The organism is Amycolatopsis sp., assembly GCF_035546795.1.
GTDB lineage: Bacteria > Actinomycetota > Actinomycetes > Mycobacteriales > Pseudonocardiaceae > Amycolatopsis_E.
Map to the genome: position 1 here is coordinate 209,633 of NZ_DASZWC010000016.1, position 17,154 is coordinate 226,786.

22 protein-coding genes are annotated in these 17,154 nt (G+C 70.4%); 8 read left to right on the plus strand and 14 right to left on the minus strand.

Translation table 11 applies throughout. The features are described from left to right. Positions 1-13: 13 nt before the first annotated feature. Together murI and VHD82_RS11880 are read right to left on the minus strand one after the other, a co-directional pair. Positions 14-814: a glutamate racemase gene (gene murI, locus VHD82_RS11875; RefSeq protein ID WP_325701127.1), complete on the minus strand. Its 801-nt coding sequence runs from the start codon at positions 812-814 to the stop codon at positions 14-16. After that, positions 811-1,452, minus strand: coding sequence for a rhomboid family intramembrane serine protease (locus tag VHD82_RS11880; RefSeq protein ID WP_325701130.1), 642 nt, complete (start codon positions 1,450-1,452; stop codon positions 811-813). The genes murI and VHD82_RS11880 overlap by 4 nt, the downstream gene beginning before the upstream one ends. Before the next feature lie 90 nt (positions 1,453-1,542). Between VHD82_RS11880 and VHD82_RS11885 the strand changes: the two genes are divergently transcribed. Beyond that, positions 1,543-2,388: an arylamine N-acetyltransferase family protein gene (locus VHD82_RS11885; protein ID WP_325701268.1), complete on the plus strand. Its 846-nt coding sequence runs from the start codon at positions 1,543-1,545 to the stop codon at positions 2,386-2,388. 104 nt (positions 2,389-2,492) lie between these two features. Beyond that, positions 2,493-2,855 (plus strand): group 1 truncated hemoglobin, encoded by a 363-nt coding sequence (locus VHD82_RS11890; RefSeq protein WP_325701133.1) that lies wholly within the window; start codon positions 2,493-2,495, stop codon positions 2,853-2,855. A 45-nt stretch (positions 2,856-2,900) separates the two neighbouring features. Here VHD82_RS11890 and VHD82_RS11895 read toward each other — a convergent pair whose 3' ends face one another. From VHD82_RS11895 to clpS, 8 genes are all read right to left on the minus strand, one after another. Next, positions 2,901-3,851, minus strand: coding sequence for a cysteine synthase (locus VHD82_RS11895; RefSeq protein WP_325701136.1), 951 nt, complete (start codon positions 3,849-3,851; stop codon positions 2,901-2,903). A gap of 4 nt (positions 3,852-3,855) precedes the next feature. Then, entirely contained in the window at positions 3,856-4,134 is a 279-nt protein-coding gene (locus tag VHD82_RS11900) for a MoaD/ThiS family protein (protein WP_325701139.1), read from the minus strand. Between the two features lie 54 nt (positions 4,135-4,188). Then, positions 4,189-4,614 (minus strand): M67 family metallopeptidase, encoded by a 426-nt coding sequence (locus VHD82_RS11905; protein ID WP_325701142.1) that lies wholly within the window; start codon positions 4,612-4,614, stop codon positions 4,189-4,191. A 139-nt stretch (positions 4,615-4,753) separates the two neighbouring features. Further along, a complete protein-coding gene (locus VHD82_RS11910; protein WP_325701145.1) occupies positions 4,754-5,263 on the minus strand; it encodes a DUF2017 family protein in 510 nt (169 codons plus the stop codon). Continuing rightward, positions 5,256-5,507 carry a Clp protease ClpS gene (locus VHD82_RS11915; RefSeq protein ID WP_325701148.1) on the minus strand — a complete coding sequence of 84 codons (252 nt, stop codon included), beginning with the start codon at positions 5,505-5,507 and terminating at the stop codon, positions 5,256-5,258. The genes VHD82_RS11910 and VHD82_RS11915 overlap by 8 nt, the downstream gene beginning before the upstream one ends. 30 nt (positions 5,508-5,537) lie before the next feature. Beyond that, entirely contained in the window at positions 5,538-6,518 is a 981-nt protein-coding gene (locus VHD82_RS11920) for a P1 family peptidase (RefSeq protein ID WP_325701151.1), read from the minus strand. Beyond that, entirely contained in the window at positions 6,515-7,072 is a 558-nt protein-coding gene (locus tag VHD82_RS11925) for a DUF2017 domain-containing protein (RefSeq protein ID WP_325701153.1), read from the minus strand. Before VHD82_RS11925 ends, VHD82_RS11920 begins: the two co-directional genes overlap by 4 nt. Continuing rightward, entirely contained in the window at positions 7,069-7,365 is a 297-nt protein-coding gene (gene clpS / locus VHD82_RS11930; RefSeq protein WP_325701155.1) for an ATP-dependent Clp protease adapter ClpS, read from the minus strand. Before clpS ends, VHD82_RS11925 begins: the two co-directional genes overlap by 4 nt. A 152-nt stretch (positions 7,366-7,517) precedes the next feature. Between clpS and VHD82_RS11935 the strand changes: the two genes are divergently transcribed. The 3 genes from VHD82_RS11935 to VHD82_RS11945 are packed head-to-tail and all read left to right on the plus strand — an operon-like array spanning position 7,518 to position 10,050. After that, positions 7,518-8,825, plus strand: coding sequence for a nicotinate phosphoribosyltransferase (locus VHD82_RS11935; RefSeq protein ID WP_325701158.1), 1,308 nt, complete (start codon positions 7,518-7,520; stop codon positions 8,823-8,825). Then, positions 8,822-9,391, plus strand: a complete 570-nt coding sequence (locus tag VHD82_RS11940; protein WP_325701161.1) for a nicotinamidase — start codon at positions 8,822-8,824, stop codon at positions 9,389-9,391. Before VHD82_RS11935 ends, VHD82_RS11940 begins: the two co-directional genes overlap by 4 nt. Next, positions 9,391-10,050 (plus strand): bifunctional 4-hydroxy-2-oxoglutarate aldolase/2-dehydro-3-deoxy-phosphogluconate aldolase, encoded by a 660-nt coding sequence (locus tag VHD82_RS11945; protein WP_325701164.1) that lies wholly within the window; start codon positions 9,391-9,393, stop codon positions 10,048-10,050. Before VHD82_RS11940 ends, VHD82_RS11945 begins: the two co-directional genes overlap by 1 nt. A 34-nt stretch (positions 10,051-10,084) precedes the next feature. On the opposite strand, the gene VHD82_RS11950 is transcribed toward VHD82_RS11945, so the two are convergent. Then, a complete protein-coding gene (locus tag VHD82_RS11950; RefSeq protein ID WP_325701168.1) occupies positions 10,085-10,726 on the minus strand; it encodes a choice-of-anchor P family protein in 642 nt (213 codons plus the stop codon). A gap of 167 nt (positions 10,727-10,893) precedes the next feature. Here VHD82_RS11950 and VHD82_RS11955 point away from each other — a divergent pair, with 167 nt between their 5' ends. The 3 genes from VHD82_RS11955 (at position 10,894) to VHD82_RS11965 (ending at position 14,438) form a co-directional block, all read left to right on the plus strand. Next, complete coding sequence (locus VHD82_RS11955) at positions 10,894-12,942, plus strand: ATP-dependent DNA helicase (protein ID WP_325701171.1); 2,049 nt, start codon at positions 10,894-10,896, stop codon at positions 12,940-12,942. 54 nt (positions 12,943-12,996) lie between these two features. Continuing rightward, positions 12,997-13,347, plus strand: coding sequence for a hypothetical protein (locus tag VHD82_RS11960; protein WP_325701174.1), 351 nt, complete (start codon positions 12,997-12,999; stop codon positions 13,345-13,347). A gap of 65 nt (positions 13,348-13,412) precedes the next feature. After that, positions 13,413-14,438 carry an FAD-dependent monooxygenase gene (locus tag VHD82_RS11965; protein ID WP_325701178.1) on the plus strand — a complete coding sequence of 342 codons (1,026 nt, stop codon included), beginning with the start codon at positions 13,413-13,415 and terminating at the stop codon, positions 14,436-14,438. A 39-nt stretch (positions 14,439-14,477) separates the two neighbouring features. Here the strand turns inward: VHD82_RS11965 and VHD82_RS11970 are convergent, their stop codons facing one another. The 3 genes from VHD82_RS11970 to serB form a co-directional block, all read right to left on the minus strand. Next, a complete protein-coding gene (locus tag VHD82_RS11970; protein ID WP_325701181.1) occupies positions 14,478-14,879 on the minus strand; it encodes an OsmC family protein in 402 nt (133 codons plus the stop codon). Positions 14,880-14,939: 60 nt separating this feature from the next. Continuing rightward, positions 14,940-15,698 carry a peptidyl-tRNA hydrolase gene (locus tag VHD82_RS11975; protein WP_325701184.1) on the minus strand — a complete coding sequence of 253 codons (759 nt, stop codon included), beginning with the start codon at positions 15,696-15,698 and terminating at the stop codon, positions 14,940-14,942. A gap of 177 nt (positions 15,699-15,875) precedes the next feature. Beyond that, positions 15,876-17,099 carry a phosphoserine phosphatase SerB gene (serB, locus tag VHD82_RS11980; RefSeq protein WP_325701272.1) on the minus strand — a complete coding sequence of 408 codons (1,224 nt, stop codon included), beginning with the start codon at positions 17,097-17,099 and terminating at the stop codon, positions 15,876-15,878. Positions 17,100-17,154: the final 55 nt, after the last annotated feature.

Consider the following 17,154-nt stretch of genomic DNA (forward strand, 5'->3'; position numbering starts at 1 on the left):
CCACCCTGCCACGTCAGCGGGTCACGGGCGAAAGGACTCCGGGGGCGAAACCCATGAACCGCTGCGCGAGCCGGGCGAACGGCTCGGGTGATCCGGTGGCGATGAACTCGTGTGCCGGCTCGTCCTCCCGCTCGGCGAGCAGGTCGCCTTCGGTGAGGACGCGGAACAGATCCTTCGCCGTTTCCTCCGCGCTGGACACCAGTGTCACATCCGGACCCATCACGATCTGCAGGACGCCGGTGAGCAGCGGATAGTGCGTGCAGCCGAGGACGAGCGTGTCGACCTCCGCGCGCAGCAACGGTTCCAGGTAGCCCTGCGCCAGCCCGAGCACCTGGCGGCCGGAGGTGATGCCGCGCTCGACGAAGTCCACGAAGCGTGGGCAGGCGATGCTGGTGACCCGCACGTCGCGGGCCGCGTTGAACGCGTCGTCGTAGGCGCGGGAACGCACCGTGCCTTCGGTGCCGATCACGCCGATGCGTCCGGTGTGGGTTGCCGCGACGGCGCGGCGTACGGCGGGGAGCACGACCTCGATCACCGGCACGTCGTAGCGCTCACGCGCGTCGCGCAGGCATGCGGCCGAGGCGGTGTTGCACGCGATGACCAACGCCTTCACTCCGCCCTCGACGAGCTCGTCGAGGGCGGCGAGCGCGAGTTCTCGCGCTCGCGCGATGGGCAACGGGCCGTACGGATTGTGCGCGGTGTCGCCGACGTAGCGGAGCTGTTCACGGGGAAGCTGATCGAGAATGGCGCGCGCGACGGTCAAACCCCCGACGCCGGAATCGAAAACACCGATCGGGGACTCTCGCGTGATCACACCGCGAGATTACCTGGCGTCTTTTTCAGCTTGGACCCCTCCGCCCGCGAGGCCAGCCATGCGGCGACGATGCCGCCGATGGCGCCGAAAAGGTGTGCCTGCCAGGAAATTCCGGACTGGCCGGGCAGCAGCCCCCACAGCGTGCCACCCCAGATCACGAGCAGTACCGCGGCCACCGTCAACTGGCCCAGGGAGCGGTTGAACAGGCCGCGCACCAGCAGGTACGCGAGCCAGCCGAAGGCCAGCCCGGAGGCGCCGATCGTGACGGTGTTCGTGTCGCCGGTCAGCCACACGCCCAAGCCGCTGACGGCCCAGATCAGCACGGTCACCGCGACCCAGCGGACGATTCCGCCCGCCATCGCGAGAAACCCGAACACCAGCACCGGGATCGTGTTCGCGAACAGGTGCGCCCAGCTGCCGTGCAGCAGCGGCGCCCACACGACGCCGTCCAGCCCGCCGAGCGTGCGCGGCACGATGCCTTCTCTGTCGAGCGTGCCGTGCAGCAGCACGTCCACCAGCTCGACGAGGTAGAGCAGCACGGTGAAGCCGACCATGACGAGACCGGCCGATTTCGGTGCGGCGGGCAGGATCCGCTTCGACCGGTCCACCGGCGCGGGTGGCGTTGGCAACGTGCTCATACCTCGACGGTACGGCGCCGGTGGAGCGCCGGCCTCGGGAAAAAACCCTGATTTCGCCTTGCGCGGCCTCGGTAGTCTCGGCGGGTGGAAATGATCGACGTGGACGGCTACCTGCGCCAGCTGGGCATTCCAGAGCGGGAGCCGCCGAGCGCGGAGGCCTTGTGGCGCCTGCACACCGCGCATATCGCCCGGGTCCCGTACGACTCGCTGGACATCCAGCTCGGCAAACCGGCGTCGCTCGATCCGGCCGGCTCGGCTCGGCGCGTGGTGCGGGATTCGCGCGCGGGCTACTGCTACCACCTCAACGGCGCGTTCTCCGCCCTGCTCACCGCGCTCGGCTACCGGGTCACCCGGCACAAGGGCGGCGCGAGCATGAGCGACGACGAGCCGCCGAACGTGCGCGGGGGCCACCTGGCACTCACCGTCAGCGGTCTCGGCGACGACGGCTGGATGGTGGACGCCGGGCTCGGCGACGGACTGTTCGCCCCGATCCCGCTCGCCGAAGGCGCGTACCAGCAGGGGCCGTTCCATTTCACGCTGCGGCGTTCCGTCGTGGCGCCCGGCGGCTGGCAGTTCGGACACGACCGGCAGGGCAGCTTCAACACCCTGGATTTCGGGCCCGAGGAGGTGGAGATGGACGTCTTCGCCGAACAGCACCAGCACCTGTCCCACTCCCCCGATTCCGGCTTCGTGCGAGTGTGCACCGTGCAGCGTCGTGACGCCGACGCGATCGACATCCTGCGCGCGCTCACGCTGACCAGGCGGGACGCCGCGGGAGTGTCGAAGACCTTGCTGGAGAACGAAAAGGACTGGCGCGCCGCCGTCGCCGACGTATTCGGCATCGAACCGAGGGTCTACGCGGAACCGGAGTGGGCGAAGCTGTGGGACGCGGCCCGCACCCAACACGAGCAACACCTCGCCCGGCAAGCCAAATAGCTCCCGGTGAGCTCCCGATTGCCTGGCGTTGATCCCGGTCTAACGCGGCGGAAACACCGCGGCGGTTGGCTGGTGTGGAACCCACCACACGCCGGAGGACAACCGTGACCAGCATCTACGAGCAGATCGGCGGCCAGGAAGCGCTGATCGCCGTCGTCGACGACTTCTACGTCCGGGTGCTCGCCGACCCCGGACTGGCCGGGTTCTTCGAGGGCACCAACCTGCCCCGGCTCAAGGGCATGCAGGTCGAATTCTTCGCCGCCGCGCTGGGCGGGCCGCCGGAGTACAGCGGGCGTTCGATGAAGGAGGTGCATCGCGGCCGCGGCATCGGGCAGCACGAGTTCGACCTGGTCGCCAAGCATCTCACCGAATCGCTGCAGGCCGCCGGGGTGCCGCAGGACATCGTCGACGCGATCATCAGCGCCGTCGCCCCGCTGTCGAAGGAGATCGTTTCCACCGGCGTCTGAGCACGAGAAAGCCCCTCGCTCCGCGGAGCGAGGGGCTTCGTCGTCTCAAGCCCAGAGCTGCCCGTCGAGGGCCGCGGCCGCTTCGTCGAGCGTGCCGCTGTACGCGCCGGTGGACAGGTACTTCCAGCCGGCGTCGGCCACCACGAACGCGACATCCGCCGGCTCGCCGCGAGCGGCGGCCTTTTCCGCGACAGCCAGCGCCGCGTGCAGCACGGCCCCGGTGGAAATCCCGGCGAAGATGCCTTCGTGCTCCAGCAGCTCCCGGGTGCGGCGCAACGCGTCGTACGCGCCCACCGAGTAGCGGCCGTTGAGGACCTCCGCGTCGTACAACTCCGGCACGAAGCCCTCGTCGAGGTTGCGCAACCCATACACCAGCTCGCCATACCGCGGCTCGGCGGCGATGATCTGCACGTCCGGCTTCTGCTCGTGGAGATACCGGCCGACGCCGACGAGCGTGCCGGTGGTGCCCAGCCCGCCGACGAAATGCGTGATCGTCGGCAGATCCTTGAGCAGCTCCGGGCCGGTGCCGCGGTAGTGCGACTCCGGGTTCGCCGGGTTGCCGTACTGGTAGAGCATCACCCAGTCCGGGTTCTTCTCGGCCAGTTCCTTGGCCCGTCGCACCGCCTCGTTGGATCCGCCCGCCGCGGGCGAGAACACGATGCGCGCGCCGTAGGCCTGCAGCAGCTGCTTGCGCTCGGCGGAGGTGTTCTCCGGCATCACGCAGACCAGGCCGTAGCCCTTGAGCTTCGCGGCCATCGCCAGCGAGATCCCGGTGTTGCCGGAGGTGGGCTCGAGGATCGTCGAGCCCCGGCGCAGCCTGCCTTCACGCTCCGCGGCCTCGATCATCGCCAGCGCTGGCCGGTCCTTGATCGAACCGGTCGGGTTGCGATCCTCGAGCTTGGCCCACAACCGCACGTTGTCGGTCGGGGACAGGCGGGGCAGACCCACCAGCGGGGTGCCGCCGAGCGCGTCGAGCAGGGATTCGTAGCGCGCCATCAGCTCAGCGCGCGCCGCCGGCGACCGCGGGCAGGATCGTCACCGTGTCGCCGTCCTTGACCTCGGCGTCCAGCCCACCGGCGAAACGGACGTCCTCGTCGTTGACGTAGACGTTCACGAACCGGTGCAGCTTCTCCTCCTTGACCAGGCGGGCCTTGAGGCCGCCGTGGCGGGATTCGATGTCGTCGATGACCTCCAGCACGGTCTTGCCGGACGCCTCGACGGACTTCTCGCCGCCGGTGTGCGTACGCAGGATGGTCGGGATGGACACGGTCACGGCCATGCTTGTTTACCTCCGCTTGCTCTCTTCAGTGACAGACGTTCGGGACGGCCGGGTTTATTCCGTGCCGCCGACGACCTCGACGGGCTCCTCGGTGACCACACCGTCCACGATGCGGTAGGAGCGGAACTCGTGCTCTTCGGGGTCGCGGGTGGAGACCAGCACGTAGTGCGCGTCCGGCTCGGAGGCGTAGGACACATCCGTGCGCGACGGGTACGCCTCGGTGGCCGTGTGCGAGTGGTAGATCACGACGGGGACCTCGTCGTTGGCAGCCATCTCGCGGTAGAGCTTGAGCAGGTCGCCGGAGTCGAACTCGTAGAACGTCGGCGACCGGGCCGCGTTGAGCATGGGAATGTACCGCTCGGGCGAGTCAGAGCCCTCGGGTCCCGCGATCACCCCGCACGCCTCGTCCGGGTGGTCCCGGCGAGCGTGCGCGACGATCTCGTCCACGAGTTCACGGCGGATCCGAAGCACGCCCGACATCTTACGTTGCGGACACCCGGGGTTCACAGAGTGAGACTCAGCACGCGAGGGTGGCGGTGGCGAGCGCCCGCTCGATCGTCTCGGCCAGCGGGCCGCGTCAGGCACCGCGGGTGTGCACCTCCATCGCCAGCTCCGTAGATCACGTTCGCGAAGGTGCTGCTGTCGTCGACACGAATGCCTCCGCCCAGTGGCCGCTGAACGGCGGCCGCCGCACGCCGAGCGCGGCGGCCGCGACGCGGTCGTGCGCGGCGCGCAGCCACAGCACGTCCGCGTACTCCGCGCCAGTGCCCAGCCGACGACGCTTGTGCCGGCGCCGGCCGAGGTACTTCGTCTGCGCGTGGCTCAGCACGATCAGCCAGTCCCGCACCAGCTCCGGCGGCAGCGTCACGTCGGGTGCGTCCGGCCACGCCGCGAGCACCCGCCGCGCCGCGCCTGCCAGCTCCTCCCGCATACCCGCACCGTGCGCGGCCCGGAAGCCACTGCTGTTTCCCTTGTCCGCGAAGGCATCCGGGAACAGCCGCCGGTCCTTGACCGAGTCGAGCGAGGCCAGGAAACCCATGATCAGCACCCGGAACCGCCGCGCCGCCGGCTCGGACATGACCAGCCGCACCGAGTCGCCGGCCGGGCCTGCCTGCACCGAGTCATACATCGGCGGCCTGCCGCAGGGTGGCCCGCAGCCCGAAGATCTGCAACCGCCGCACCACTTCCTCGGCGTGGCGCCGGTCCGGGATCGTGGTCAGCTCGGCCGTCCTCGACTCGCCGAGTTCCCGCGCCAAATCGAGACAGCGCTCAGCCGGGAGGGCACAGACCTCTCGGACGGCATACGCCACAGCCGTGTCGGTGTGCACGTCGTCGGCGTGCAGCAGCACGGCCCACGACCCCTTGCTTCGCATGCCTCTTGATCTACGACTTCGCCCGAAGTGTTACGCCGGAAAGGCTTCCGGCCACACATCGCGATATGCCGGCACTCCGGCAACGGTCTCCGCGGTCAGCACTCCGTGCACGACCGACCGCGCGAACACCCGCGCCGCGGCCGAGCACAGCGAATCCAGCACCGCCACGCGCTGCGGTTCGTCCGCGGGCAGCTCGCGTTCTCCCGTCGCCAGGCCGAAAACCGTGTCCCCGTCGAACATCGTGTGCGCCGGCCGGACCGCCCGCGCCAGCCCGTCCTGCGCGGCGACCGTCAGCCTGCGGCATTCCGCCTTGGACAGATCCGCGTCCACGGCGATCACGCCGATCGTCGTGTTCAGCTTCTTCGGCGCGACGGACAGCTCCCCGGGACGATCGGGCCAGCGCACCCCGAACTCCCCCGCCACCTCGTGATCCGCCGCGAACGGCAGCCCGGTCTCCACGTTGACCGCCTCACCGGAGGCGTTCACCACCGCGAGCCCGCCGACGGTGTAGCCGCCGACCACCTCGCTGGCGCTGCCGACGCCACCCTTCAGCGAGCCCACGGTGGCGCCGGCCCCGGCACCGACGCAGCCCTGGGCCACCGGGCCATCGTTCGCTGCTTCGCAAGCGGCATAACCGAAAGACGCGTCCGGACGGTTGCCCCACTCGCTGTGCGGCAGATCGAAGATCACCGCCGACGGCACGATCGGCACGACCTCGTGCGGCTGCGCGCCCACGCGGAACCCGTGTCCCCGCTCGCCGAGCCAGCGCATCACCCCGTCGGCCGCCGCCAGCCCGTAAGCGCTTCCACCGGACAGGCAGATCCCGTTCACCCGCCGCACCAGGTTCTCCGGCTCCAGCAGGTTCGTCTCCCGCGTGCCCGGTGCGCCACCGCGCTGGTCGACCGCTCCCGTGGCACCCGCCGGCGTCAGCACCACCGTCGTCCCGCTCGCCCAGCCGGAGCCGATCCGCTCGAACCGGCCGACGAGCACGCCCGGCACGTCGGTGATCATGCGGTCATGGCTTCGACCAGGGTTTCCTGCACCCAGGTCAGCCAGTGGTACACGCCGAGATGCGGGGACCGCGGGTCGTCCTCGGGCAGTTCGTCGGGCATGTCCTCGGTGACGTCCAAGGCCGTGCCCAGCGCCAGCCGGACGTCGTTGAGCGCCGCGAGCCAGGCGTCGGCCTGCTCGAGGGTGAGCCGCACGTTCCCGCCATCGCGCGGCAGCGTCTCCATCACCACCGTGGCCACTCCGACCTTCGCGTCGAGCAGCTCCGGCTCGTGCAGCGAACGCAGCGCCGCCGCGGAGTCGAGAGCCTCGCGGGTCGGGTTGTCCGGGTCGAGCCGGTGGTAGTCCGGCAGCAGCCGCGAGAGCACCGGGTCGTTCGGCGATTCCGAAGGGCCGGTCCGGATGCCGGTCAGCTCCGACAACTCGTCCTGCGGGGTTTCCTCGCCGCGCGCGCGAAGCATGTCTTCGAGCTGGCTGACCAGACCGCGCAGCACCGCGGCCTCCTGCTGCTCGAACCCGGCGAGCACCCGCTCGCCCTTGCGCGTCCAGTTCTTCACGACTGCTCCATCGTCGCCCACAGCCCGGCCGCGTGCAGTTTCGTCACGTCCGCCTCGACCTTCTCCTTCGAACCGGAAGTCACGATCGCCCGCCCCTTGTGGTGCACGTCGAGCATCAGCTTCGTGGCGTGGTCCCGGCTGTAACCGAACAGCTTCTGGAACACATACGTCACGTAGGACATCAGGTTGACCGGGTCATTCCAGACGATGGTCTGCCACGGTTTGTCCCCAGTGCCCTGCTCGGCCCCGGCGGCCTCGGCCTGCGTCTGCGCGGATTCGACAGGCGTGGTCATAGACACCATGTTGTCACGGAACCGGTACCGGGTGAGCCGGTGGTCACCGCCGTTCGGGTGACGCCGGTCCGGGAAGAACCACCTGATCGCCCTATCGACCGCCCGTGACCACCCGCAACGGTGACGCCGGGCGCGGCGGTTAGATTTCCCGCATGGGTTTCCCCGAGACACAGGGCAGCACGGCCCTGCTGACCGACCACTACGAGCTGACGATGCTCGCCAGCGCGCTGGCCGACGGCACCGGTGACCGGCCGTGCGTGTTCGAGGTCTTCGCGCGCCGGCTGCCGGACGGGCGGCGCTATGGCGTCGTCGCGGGCACCGCGCGCGTGCTCGACGCGATCGCCGACTTCCGGTTCACCGACGCCGAGCTCACGCAGCTGTCCTCGACCGCGGTGGTGGACGACGCCACCCTGGCGTGGCTGGCCGACTACGAGTTCTCCGGGGACATCGAGGGTTACCCCGAGGGCGAGCTGTACTTCCCCGGCTCCCCGGTGCTGACGGTGCGCGCGAGCTTCTCCGAAGCCGTCGTGCTGGAGACGCTGCTGCTGTCGGTCCTCAACCACGACAGCGCGATCGCGTCGGCGGCGGCGCGGATGGCGGGCGCCGCGCACGGCAGGCCGATAATCGAGATGGGCGGCCGCCGCACGCACGAGTGGGCCGCCGTGGCCGCCGCCCGCGCGAGCTACCTCGCCGGGTTCGCGACCACCTCGAACCTGGAGGCCGGGCGCCGCTACGGCATCCCGACCCGCGGCACGGTCGCGCACGCGTTCATGCTGCTGCACGACAGCGAGGCAGCAGCTTTCGCCGCGCAGGTGGAGAAGATGGGCACGGACACCACGTTGCTCGTGGACACCTACGACATCACCGCCGGGATCGAGACCGCGGTGCGCGTCGCGGGCCCCGAGCTCGGTGCCATCCGGATCGACTCCGGCGATGTCGGCGTGCTCGCCCGCAAGGCCCGCGAGCAGCTGGACTCCTTGGGCGCCAAGGACACCCGGATCGTCGTCTCCGGCGATCTCGACGAGCACGCGATCGCCGCGCTGCGCGCCGAACCGGTGGACGCCTACGGCGTGGGCACCTCGGTGGTCACCGGTTCCGGCGCACCCACCGCGGGCATGGTCTACAAGCTCGTCGAGGTGGACGGCCGCCCGGTCGCGAAACGCAGTGAGAACAAGGCTTCCCGCGGCGGGCGCAAGGGTGCGCTGCGCCGCCACAAACCGACGGGCACCGCGATCGAGGAAGTCGTGTACCCGTACGGCGAAGCGCCCGAGCCGGGTGAGCACGACCGCCGGCTGCAGATCCCGCTGATGACGGGTGGACAACCGGTGCCGGACCTGCCCACCCTGGACGACGGACGCCAGCGGCTGCGTCAGGGCCTGGTGAGCCTGCCGTGGGAGGGGCTGAAGCTGTCCCACGGCGAACCCGCGATCCCCACCGTCTTCATCGAGGAGCGGAAATGACCAACGCACTGATCGTCGTCGACGTGCAGAACGACTTCTGCGAGGGCGGTTCCCTCGCGGTTACCGGCGGCGCGCAGGTGGCCGCCGACATCACCGGGCTGCTCGCGCGCGGCGGGTACGAGCACGTGCTGGCCACCCGCGACTACCACATCGATCCGGGCGCGCATTTCAGCGACAACCCGGACTACGTGCGCTCATGGCCCAGGCATTGCGAAGCGGGCAAGCCGGGCGCGTCCTTCCACCCCGCGCTGGACGTCGGGCCGATCTCGACGGTGTTCTCGAAAGGCCAGTACAGCGACGGCTATTCCGGCTTCGAGGGGCATACGGAGTCGGGCGCGGAGCTCGCACGGTGGCTGCGCGAGCACGACGTGCGAACGATCGACGTCGTCGGCATCGCCACCGACCACTGCGTCCGCGCCACCGCGCTGGACGCGGTCAAGGCCGGCTTCACCGTGCGGGTGTTGCTGGACCTGACGGCGGGCGTCGCGCGGGAGACCGTGGACAAGGCGCTCGGCGACTTGCGCGAGGCGGGCGTGGAGCTCACCGGAAACCCGCGGGTCGGCTGATGCGGCCGGCGTTGAAGAAGCAGAACATCCGCTTCCGCGAGCGGCTGGCCGCCGGCCGGGTGATCGTGCTGGTGCGCGGCGAGGACACCGAGTTCCTGCCCGACGTGGCGCACGTGCTCCACGACTGCGGGCTGCGGATGATCGAGGTCTCGCTGGCCACCCCGGGCGCGCTGGACGCGATCGGGTTGCTGCAGGTCGAGCTCGGGGCGGACACGATGATCGGCGCGGGCGCCGTCCGGACAGTGTCCGATGTGGACAATTGCGCCGCGGCCGGGGTGGACTTCGTTGCCACGCCGACGTTTTCGGCCGACGTGCTGGACCGGGCACAGCTCTACGGGCTGCCCGTCGCCTGCGGGGCGATGACGCCGACGGAGGTGGACTCGGCCTGGCGCCACGGCGCCGCCGTGGTGAAGGTGCTGCCGGTCGGCGCGATCGGCGGGGTGGGGTACCTGCGCGCGGTGCACGGGCTGCTGCCCGAGATCCCGCTGGTGCCCGCGTGCGGGATCGAACTGGACGAGGTGGACGCCTACCTTGGCGCCGGCGCCTTCGCCGTCGGCGCGGGCTGCTCACTGGTCGGGGATTCCCTCAGCGGCGGCAGGCTGGACAAGCTGGACCACCGCGCCTCGCAACTGGCCGCGCTCGCCGCGAAGTTCGCCTGACCAGTGCGGGGCCCGAGGGCCCCGCACTGGTGGGTCAGCCGCCGTAGGGCGCGCAGGCCGCGGTGCCGACGAGGATGTCGCCGGAGGCCGGGCCACCCTGCGGGAACAGCTTGATGTGCATCGCGTGCGTGACGAGACTGCCGTCGGCCGGGCTCGGCACGACCAGCTCGTTGAGCACGATGTCGGCCAGCGGGGGCGCACCGTTCGCGCCCGGGATGGTCACCGTGTAGTTCGGCGGGATGCTGGACGGCACCGTGAACCCGGTGACGGCGCCGAGTTCCATCGAGCCGTTGCTGCCGTTCGCGGTGCTGTTGCAGCCCGACTTGAACGTACGCGCGGTGATCGCCGGACCGCCGAACTGCTTCAGGATCGTGGTCTCGAACCGGTTCCCGGACACCTGCACGCTCACCGTGCCGTCGTCGTTGCGTTTGCAGCTGGTGGTGCCCAGCCCGAACTTCGTGGTGGTGCCGACCGTGACCGGGTCGTTGCGGTTGTCGGCCGTCGAGCCCACCGCGCACGGCGCGATCGGGTCCTGGTGTGCCGTCTGCTGCCCGACGGCGATGTCCACCGCACCGATCGATCCCGCACCGCTGCCCGAGATCTGGTCCGCGCTCGCCGTGGCGGGCACGGCCGCCAGGCACAGTGCGATCGCCGCTATCCGCGTCGACCTGCCCATCTGCGTTCTCCCTTCGACGCGAACAGAATTCCGCCCTCGACATCGGCCGGGTGATCGCCGAGCTGGAGCCACCCGGGCGGATACCACCCTTACGAGTGGATCTCGGAGACATGGCACGCCGAGGAGGGCGCGGAGGTTGTCGGTGCCGCCCGGTACCGTTGGTCTCCGTGCCGTCCTCCCGTGACCTCCCCGGTGTCAACGAACTCCTCACGCACGCGGTGGAGGCGCTCGGCGGTGCCGAGCGGCCGGGTCAGGTGCGGATGGCCGAGGCCGTCGGGCGGGCGCTGCGCACCGGCGAGCACCTGGCCGTGCAGGCCGGCACCGGCACCGGGAAATCGCTGGCGTACCTGGTGCCCGCGATCCGGCACGCCGTCGCCAAGGACAAGACGGTCGTCGTCTCCACGGCCACCATCGCGCTGCAGCGGCAGCTGGTCGACCGGGACCTGCCGCGGCTGACCAAGGCGCTGAAGAAGCCGCTCGGCCGCACGCCGACGTTCGCCATCCTCAAGGGCCGCCGCAACTACCTGTGCCTGCACCGGCTCGACAGCGGCGCCCCCGAGGAGCCGGAGGATCCGGGCCTGTTCGACCCGTTCGCGGTGTCGCGGCTCGGCAAGGAGGTCGGCAGGCTGCGGGAGTGGGCGTCGGACACCGAGACCGGGGATCGCGACGAGCTGGTGCCAGGGGTCACCGAGCAGGCGTGGCGCCAGGTTTCGGTCACCGCCAAGGAATGTCTCGGCGCTGCCCGCTGCCCCGTCGGCACGGACTGCTTCGCCGAGCGCGCCCGCGCCGAGGCCGGGCGGGCCGACGTGGTGGTCACCAACCACGCCCTGCTGGCCATCGACGCGTTGCAGGGCTACCAGGTGCTCCCGGAGCACGACCTGGTGATCGTCGACGAGGCGCACGAACTGGTGGACAGGGTCACCTCGGTGGCCACCGGGGAGCTCACCGCGCCGATGGTCGCGATCGCGGTCCGCCGCTGCGGGAAGCTGATCGACGCCGACATCGCCGACCGGCTGCAGGAGTCGAGCGAAGGCCTCGCGATGATCCTCGAGGACCTGCCGCCCGGCCGGATGGACACCCTGCCGAAAGCGCTTGCGGGGGCGGTGACCTCGATCCGCGACGCGGCCCACGCCTGCGTCAGCGCGCTGGGGTCGGACCGCAAGGAGGACGTCGACGAGGCGACGGCACGCAAGCTCGCGCGCTCCCAGCTGGAAGAAGTGCACGACACCGCCACGCGCCTGTTGGAAGCGTTCGACGAGGATGCGGCGCACCAGCGCGACGTGGTGTGGCTGTCATCGGACCGCTACGGCATGAGCAACCGCCCGCCGTCGCTGCACGTGGCCCCGTTGTCGGTGGCCGGGCTGCTGCGCGAGCGGGTCTTCGGCACCACGACGACGGTGCTCACCTCGGCCACGCTCACCCTCGGCGGCGCGTTCGACACCCTGGCGCGGCAATGGGGTCTGCCACCGGAGCAGGCGAAGGTGGAGAAGGCCGAGGGCATGGCGACGGACAAGGCGCCACCCGCGGACAAGGAAGAGCTGAAGTGGACCGGCCTGGATGTCGGCTCCCCGTTCGACCACCGGCGCAACGGCATCCTGTACGTGGCCAAACACCTCCCGGCACCGGGCCGCGACGGGCTTCAACCGTCCACATTGGACGAGATCGCGGAGCTGATCGAGGCAGCGGGCGGCCGCACGCTCGGCCTGTTCTCCTCGATGCGCGCCGCCAAGCAGGCCACCGAGGAACTGCGCGACAGGGTCGAGTACCCGATCCTGTGCCAGGGCGAGGACGCGACGTCGTTGCTGGTGAGCAAGTTCGCCGACGATCCGCGCACCTGCCTGTTCGGCACGCTCTCGCTGTGGCAGGGCGTGGACGTGCCGGGTCCGTCGCTGCAGCTGGTGCTGGTGGACCGCATCCCGTTCCCCCGCCCGGACGATCCGGTGTCCTCCGCCCGGCAGCGAGCGGTGGAAGCACGCGGTGGCAACGGTTTCCTCACCGTCGCCGCCACGCACGCCGCACTGCTGCTCGCGCAGGGCACCGGCAGGCTGCACCGGTCGGTCGGTGACCGCGGGGTGGTGGCGGTGCTGGATTCCCGGCTGGCCAACGCGCGCTACGCCGGTTTCCTCAAGGCTTCGCTGCCGCCGTTCTGGCCGACGACGGACCCGGAGACGGCGCGCGCGGCGCTGCGCCGGCTGGACGCGGCCGCCCCCAACTGACGGCTCGCCCGGCGCGGCAGTACCGTAAACGGAACGTAAGACCAAAGGAGCACCGTGTCTCAGGACCCGCCTCACGCGAAATCGCGTTCGGTCAGTGTCGACGACATCGGGGTGCGCCGTCAGCTCGCCGACGGGAGCGAGGAGTCGGTCACCTGGGCGGAGTTGTCCGCCGTGGTGATCAGAGTGATTCCCGAGGGCCCGTGGAAAGAGGACGTGTTCCTCATGCTCGCCGGCGCGAACGGCAACGGCACCGCCGTCCCGAGCGGTGACCCGGCCGCCGACGCGCTGATCGAACGGCTGCAGAGCCTCCCCGGGTTCGACAACGACAAGTTCGTCGAAGCCATGACCACCGACGCCGACGAGGCGTACGTGGTCTGGAAGGCCGAAAGCCCCTCCGCGAACTGAGAACAAAAGCTGGACAGTGACTCCCGCGCTCGCGACCCTGGTCGAAAGACGTCTGGGGGCAGGCCGTGCGCATCATCGTCGTCGGTGCCGGGATCGGTGGGTTGACCACAGCGCTCGCGCTGCTGCGCGCGGGGCACGAAGTCGAGGTGGTCGAGCGGGCCGCCGGGTTCGGTGAGGTCGGCGCCGGGCTGCAGGCCGGGCCGAACGCGACCAGGGTCCTGCACAGTCTCGGTCTCGCGGCGGCGCTGGAGCCGGTGGCGGTTTCGCCGGTGGCCACGCGTTTCCTGCGCTGGGACAACGACACCGTGCTGACCGAGTGGCCGCTCGCCGGACAGATCGACGTGAAGTACGGCGCGCCCTATCACACGCTGTACCGCCCGGATCTGATCGACGTCCTCGCCGCCGCGCTACCGCCGGACGTGGTGCGCTTTCAGCGGACGGTGACGGCCGTCGACTACTGGGACACCCGGCCGGTGCTGCGATTTGCCGACGGCACAGCCGAAATCGCGGACATCGTGGTGGGCGCCGACGGCATCCGTTCCGCCGTCCGCGGGAGCACCGTCGAAGAAACCACCGCTCCGTTCTCCGGCATGTGCGCCTACCGCGCCATGGTCCGCGCCGACGAGTCTCCCGAGCCGTCCGTCCGGATCTGGCTCGGGTTGCACCGGCATCTGGTGGCCTATCCCGCCGGCCGCTACCTCAACCTGGTCTGCGTGGTCCCGGCGACGGACTGGCCCGCGGAGTCATGGACCGTGCCGGGCAGCCTCGCCGAGCTGCGCGCGAATTTCCGCGGCTGGTCGCCTCAGCTGAACGAACTGCTCGACCACGTCCGCGAACGTGTCTACCGCTGGGGCCGCTACGATCGGGAACCGTTGTCACACTGGTCCACGGCGACTACGACGCTCATCGGCGACGCATGCCCTCCCATGCTGCCGTTCCTCGCGCAGGCGATCGAGGACGGGGCGGCGACCGCACACGGCACGCATCCAGCTCCGGTCCTGGGCGAACAACGTGCATTTCCATCTGCCCGACGGACCCGGACAAGCACAGCGCGACAAAGCACTCGCCAGCGGCGAGGCGATGAGCGTTGACTCGCTGGGCCGGGTCTACGGCAACGACGTGCTCGCGCCTTAGTGCGGGAACTCCTCCAGCACCGGGATGCCCTTCTTGAGCGTGCGGCTCACCGTGCAGAGCCGTTCGATCGCGCGGTCCACGGCCGTGGCCAGAGCCTCGCGGTCGTCGGTGTTCAGGTCGCCGAGGTCCACGTCGAACTTGACGTACACCGCGTCCAGCTCCGACGCGCCCTCGCGCCGGTCCGCGGAAACGTCCACCCGGAACCGGGAATCCTCGCCGACCCGGCGCGTGATCAAGTGCTCGGCCGTGACCGCGGAGCAGCCGGCCGCGGCGATCTGCAGCAACTCGGCCGGGGAGAAGGAGCCCTCGGCATCCTTGCGGCCGATGCGCACCTCGGCGCCCCGCTCGTTGCGCCCGACGAACTCGTGCTCGCCCTCGCGCCGCACATCCAGACCCATTTTGCCGCTCCCTCCACGGTTTCTACCGGGAAAAACCGCGCGGAGCCGGATCTTGTTCCGTCATCGCGAATACTGAGCGAGCACCGTCACGGTGCCAGGCTCGACCTCGGTGAAACCGGCATCCCGCACGGCGACCACCCGCCGCTCACGCCAGGCACCGGCCGGATCGTCGCCGGGATGCAGCGCCTTCCACTGCGCCACGGTGGGGGTGCGCACCGAGCAGGCATACCCGCGCTCGCCCCATCCGGCCAGTTCCGCTTCGCCCAGCAGTGAAGCCAAAATCATCGTGCCGTGGCCGACCTGCGCCGCGGCCTTGCCCACGGTCATCGAGACCTCGGGGTTCAGCCACAACGCGGGCAGATCCGGCGCCGGGGCGGGCGGCTCGTCCGGCGGGAGGTCGCTGCCCGAGATCTGCAGCCGCGCGATCTCCTTCGGCACGTCGACCACGCGACCCGGCACCAGCGCTCGCGCCTGCGCCCCGTCGACGGTCACGGTGATGCCCGGGAACTCCTGCGCCACCTGCCAATGCAGCCCACGCGCGCGGCGCGAAACCTTGCGGATGTGCCCGCAAACCCATTCCCGCACCGGTACGTGCCACTCCCCGCCGGGCAGCGCACGCTCGTCGAGACACACCGCGAGCGCTGCCGTGGCCGCGGCTTCCAGCAGCGCGGTGCGACCCGGCGGAGTGGCCCTCTCCATCCGCAGGATCACCGGCATGGCCCGGACTTCCTCGGGCGACGCCTCGGACAGCGCGGTTTCCTTCGCGGGTAAGCCGAGCCAGTACGCGTACCTGGCCGCCAGCGGTTCGAGCACACTCATGCGGCCTCCTTGGCGGACGCGGCAAACCGCGACAGTGCTTTCGCGCCGGCCGGCACGGTGCCTGATGATTCAGACCTGCAAGCAGTCCTCATGCGGCCCCCTCCCCAGACGCGACAAGCCCCGGCTGCCTCCGCACGTCGGCCGGCATGGTGCTGAATGATTCGCTCGCAAGCTCGCTCATGGCCGCAGCAGTTCCAGCCCGTCGGCCGCGTCGGCGGCTTCGACCTCCGCGCGCGTCACGCCGAGGACGAACAGCACAGCGTCCAGGTACGGGAAGGACAACGCGGTGTCCGCCACCTCGCGCAACGCGGGCTTGGCGTTGAAGGCCACACCCATGCCCGCCGCGTGCAGCATGTCGATGTCGTTGGCGCCGTCGCCGACCGCCACGCACTGGGCCAGCGGGATGCCGTACTGCCCGGCGAACCGGCGCAGCGCCACGGCCTTGCCCTCGCGGTCGATGATCTCGCCGAGCACTCGCCCGGTGAGCTTGCCGTCGACGATCTCCAACTCGTTGGCGGCGGCGAAATCCAGCCCGAGATCGTCGACGATGCGGTCGATGATCCGGCGGAACCCGCCCGAAACCACGCCACAGCGATACCCCAGCCGCTTCAGCGTGCGCACGGTGGTGCGCGCGCCCGGGGTCAGCAGGATCGACTCGGCCACCTCGTCGAGCACCGACTCCGGCAGGCCGGCCAGCAGCCCGACGCGCCGCTCCAGCGACTCGGTGAAGTTCAGCTCGCCGCGCATCGCGGCGTCGGTGATCTCGCGGACCATCGGCTCGACCCCGGCGTGCGCGGCAAGCATCTCGATGACCTCGCCCTGGATGAGCGTGGAGTCCACGTCGAACACGATGAGCCGCTTCGCGCGCCGGGCCAGCCCGGCCCGCTCGATCGCGATGTCCAGCCCGCCGCTGGAAGCCACGTCGGCCAGTACCGAACGCAGCTCGGCGTCGGCGTGCTCGGTGTCGTCGGGCACCGAGATGTGGACCTCGAGCCCGGTGACCGGATAGTCCGCGATGCGGCGGATGGCGTCGATGTTGGCGTCCAGCGCGGCCAGCCGCCGCGCCACGTCGGTGAAGGCACGCGCGGTCAGTGGGCGGCCCAGGATGACGGCGACGTGCGAGGAACCCTGGCGGGCCGGCGCGAACGGGTCCTCCCCGATCTCCTCACCGATGCGGACGTCGACACGCATGTCCACGGTCGCCATCGCCTGCTCGACGGCCTCCTGCACGCCTTCCGGGTCTTCGCCGACGCCGACCAGCACCCCGAGGGTCAGCTGCCCGCGGATGACGACCTGCTCGACGTCGAGCATCTCCACCCCGTGCCGGGTCAGCGCGGCGAACAGCACCGAGGTGACCCCGGGTTTGTCCGGTCCCGTCGTCGTGATCAGTACCGGCGTCAGTTCGCTCAAGACTGCCTTCCTCTACCGCGCAAAAAACGTGGAGCCGGGCGTTTTG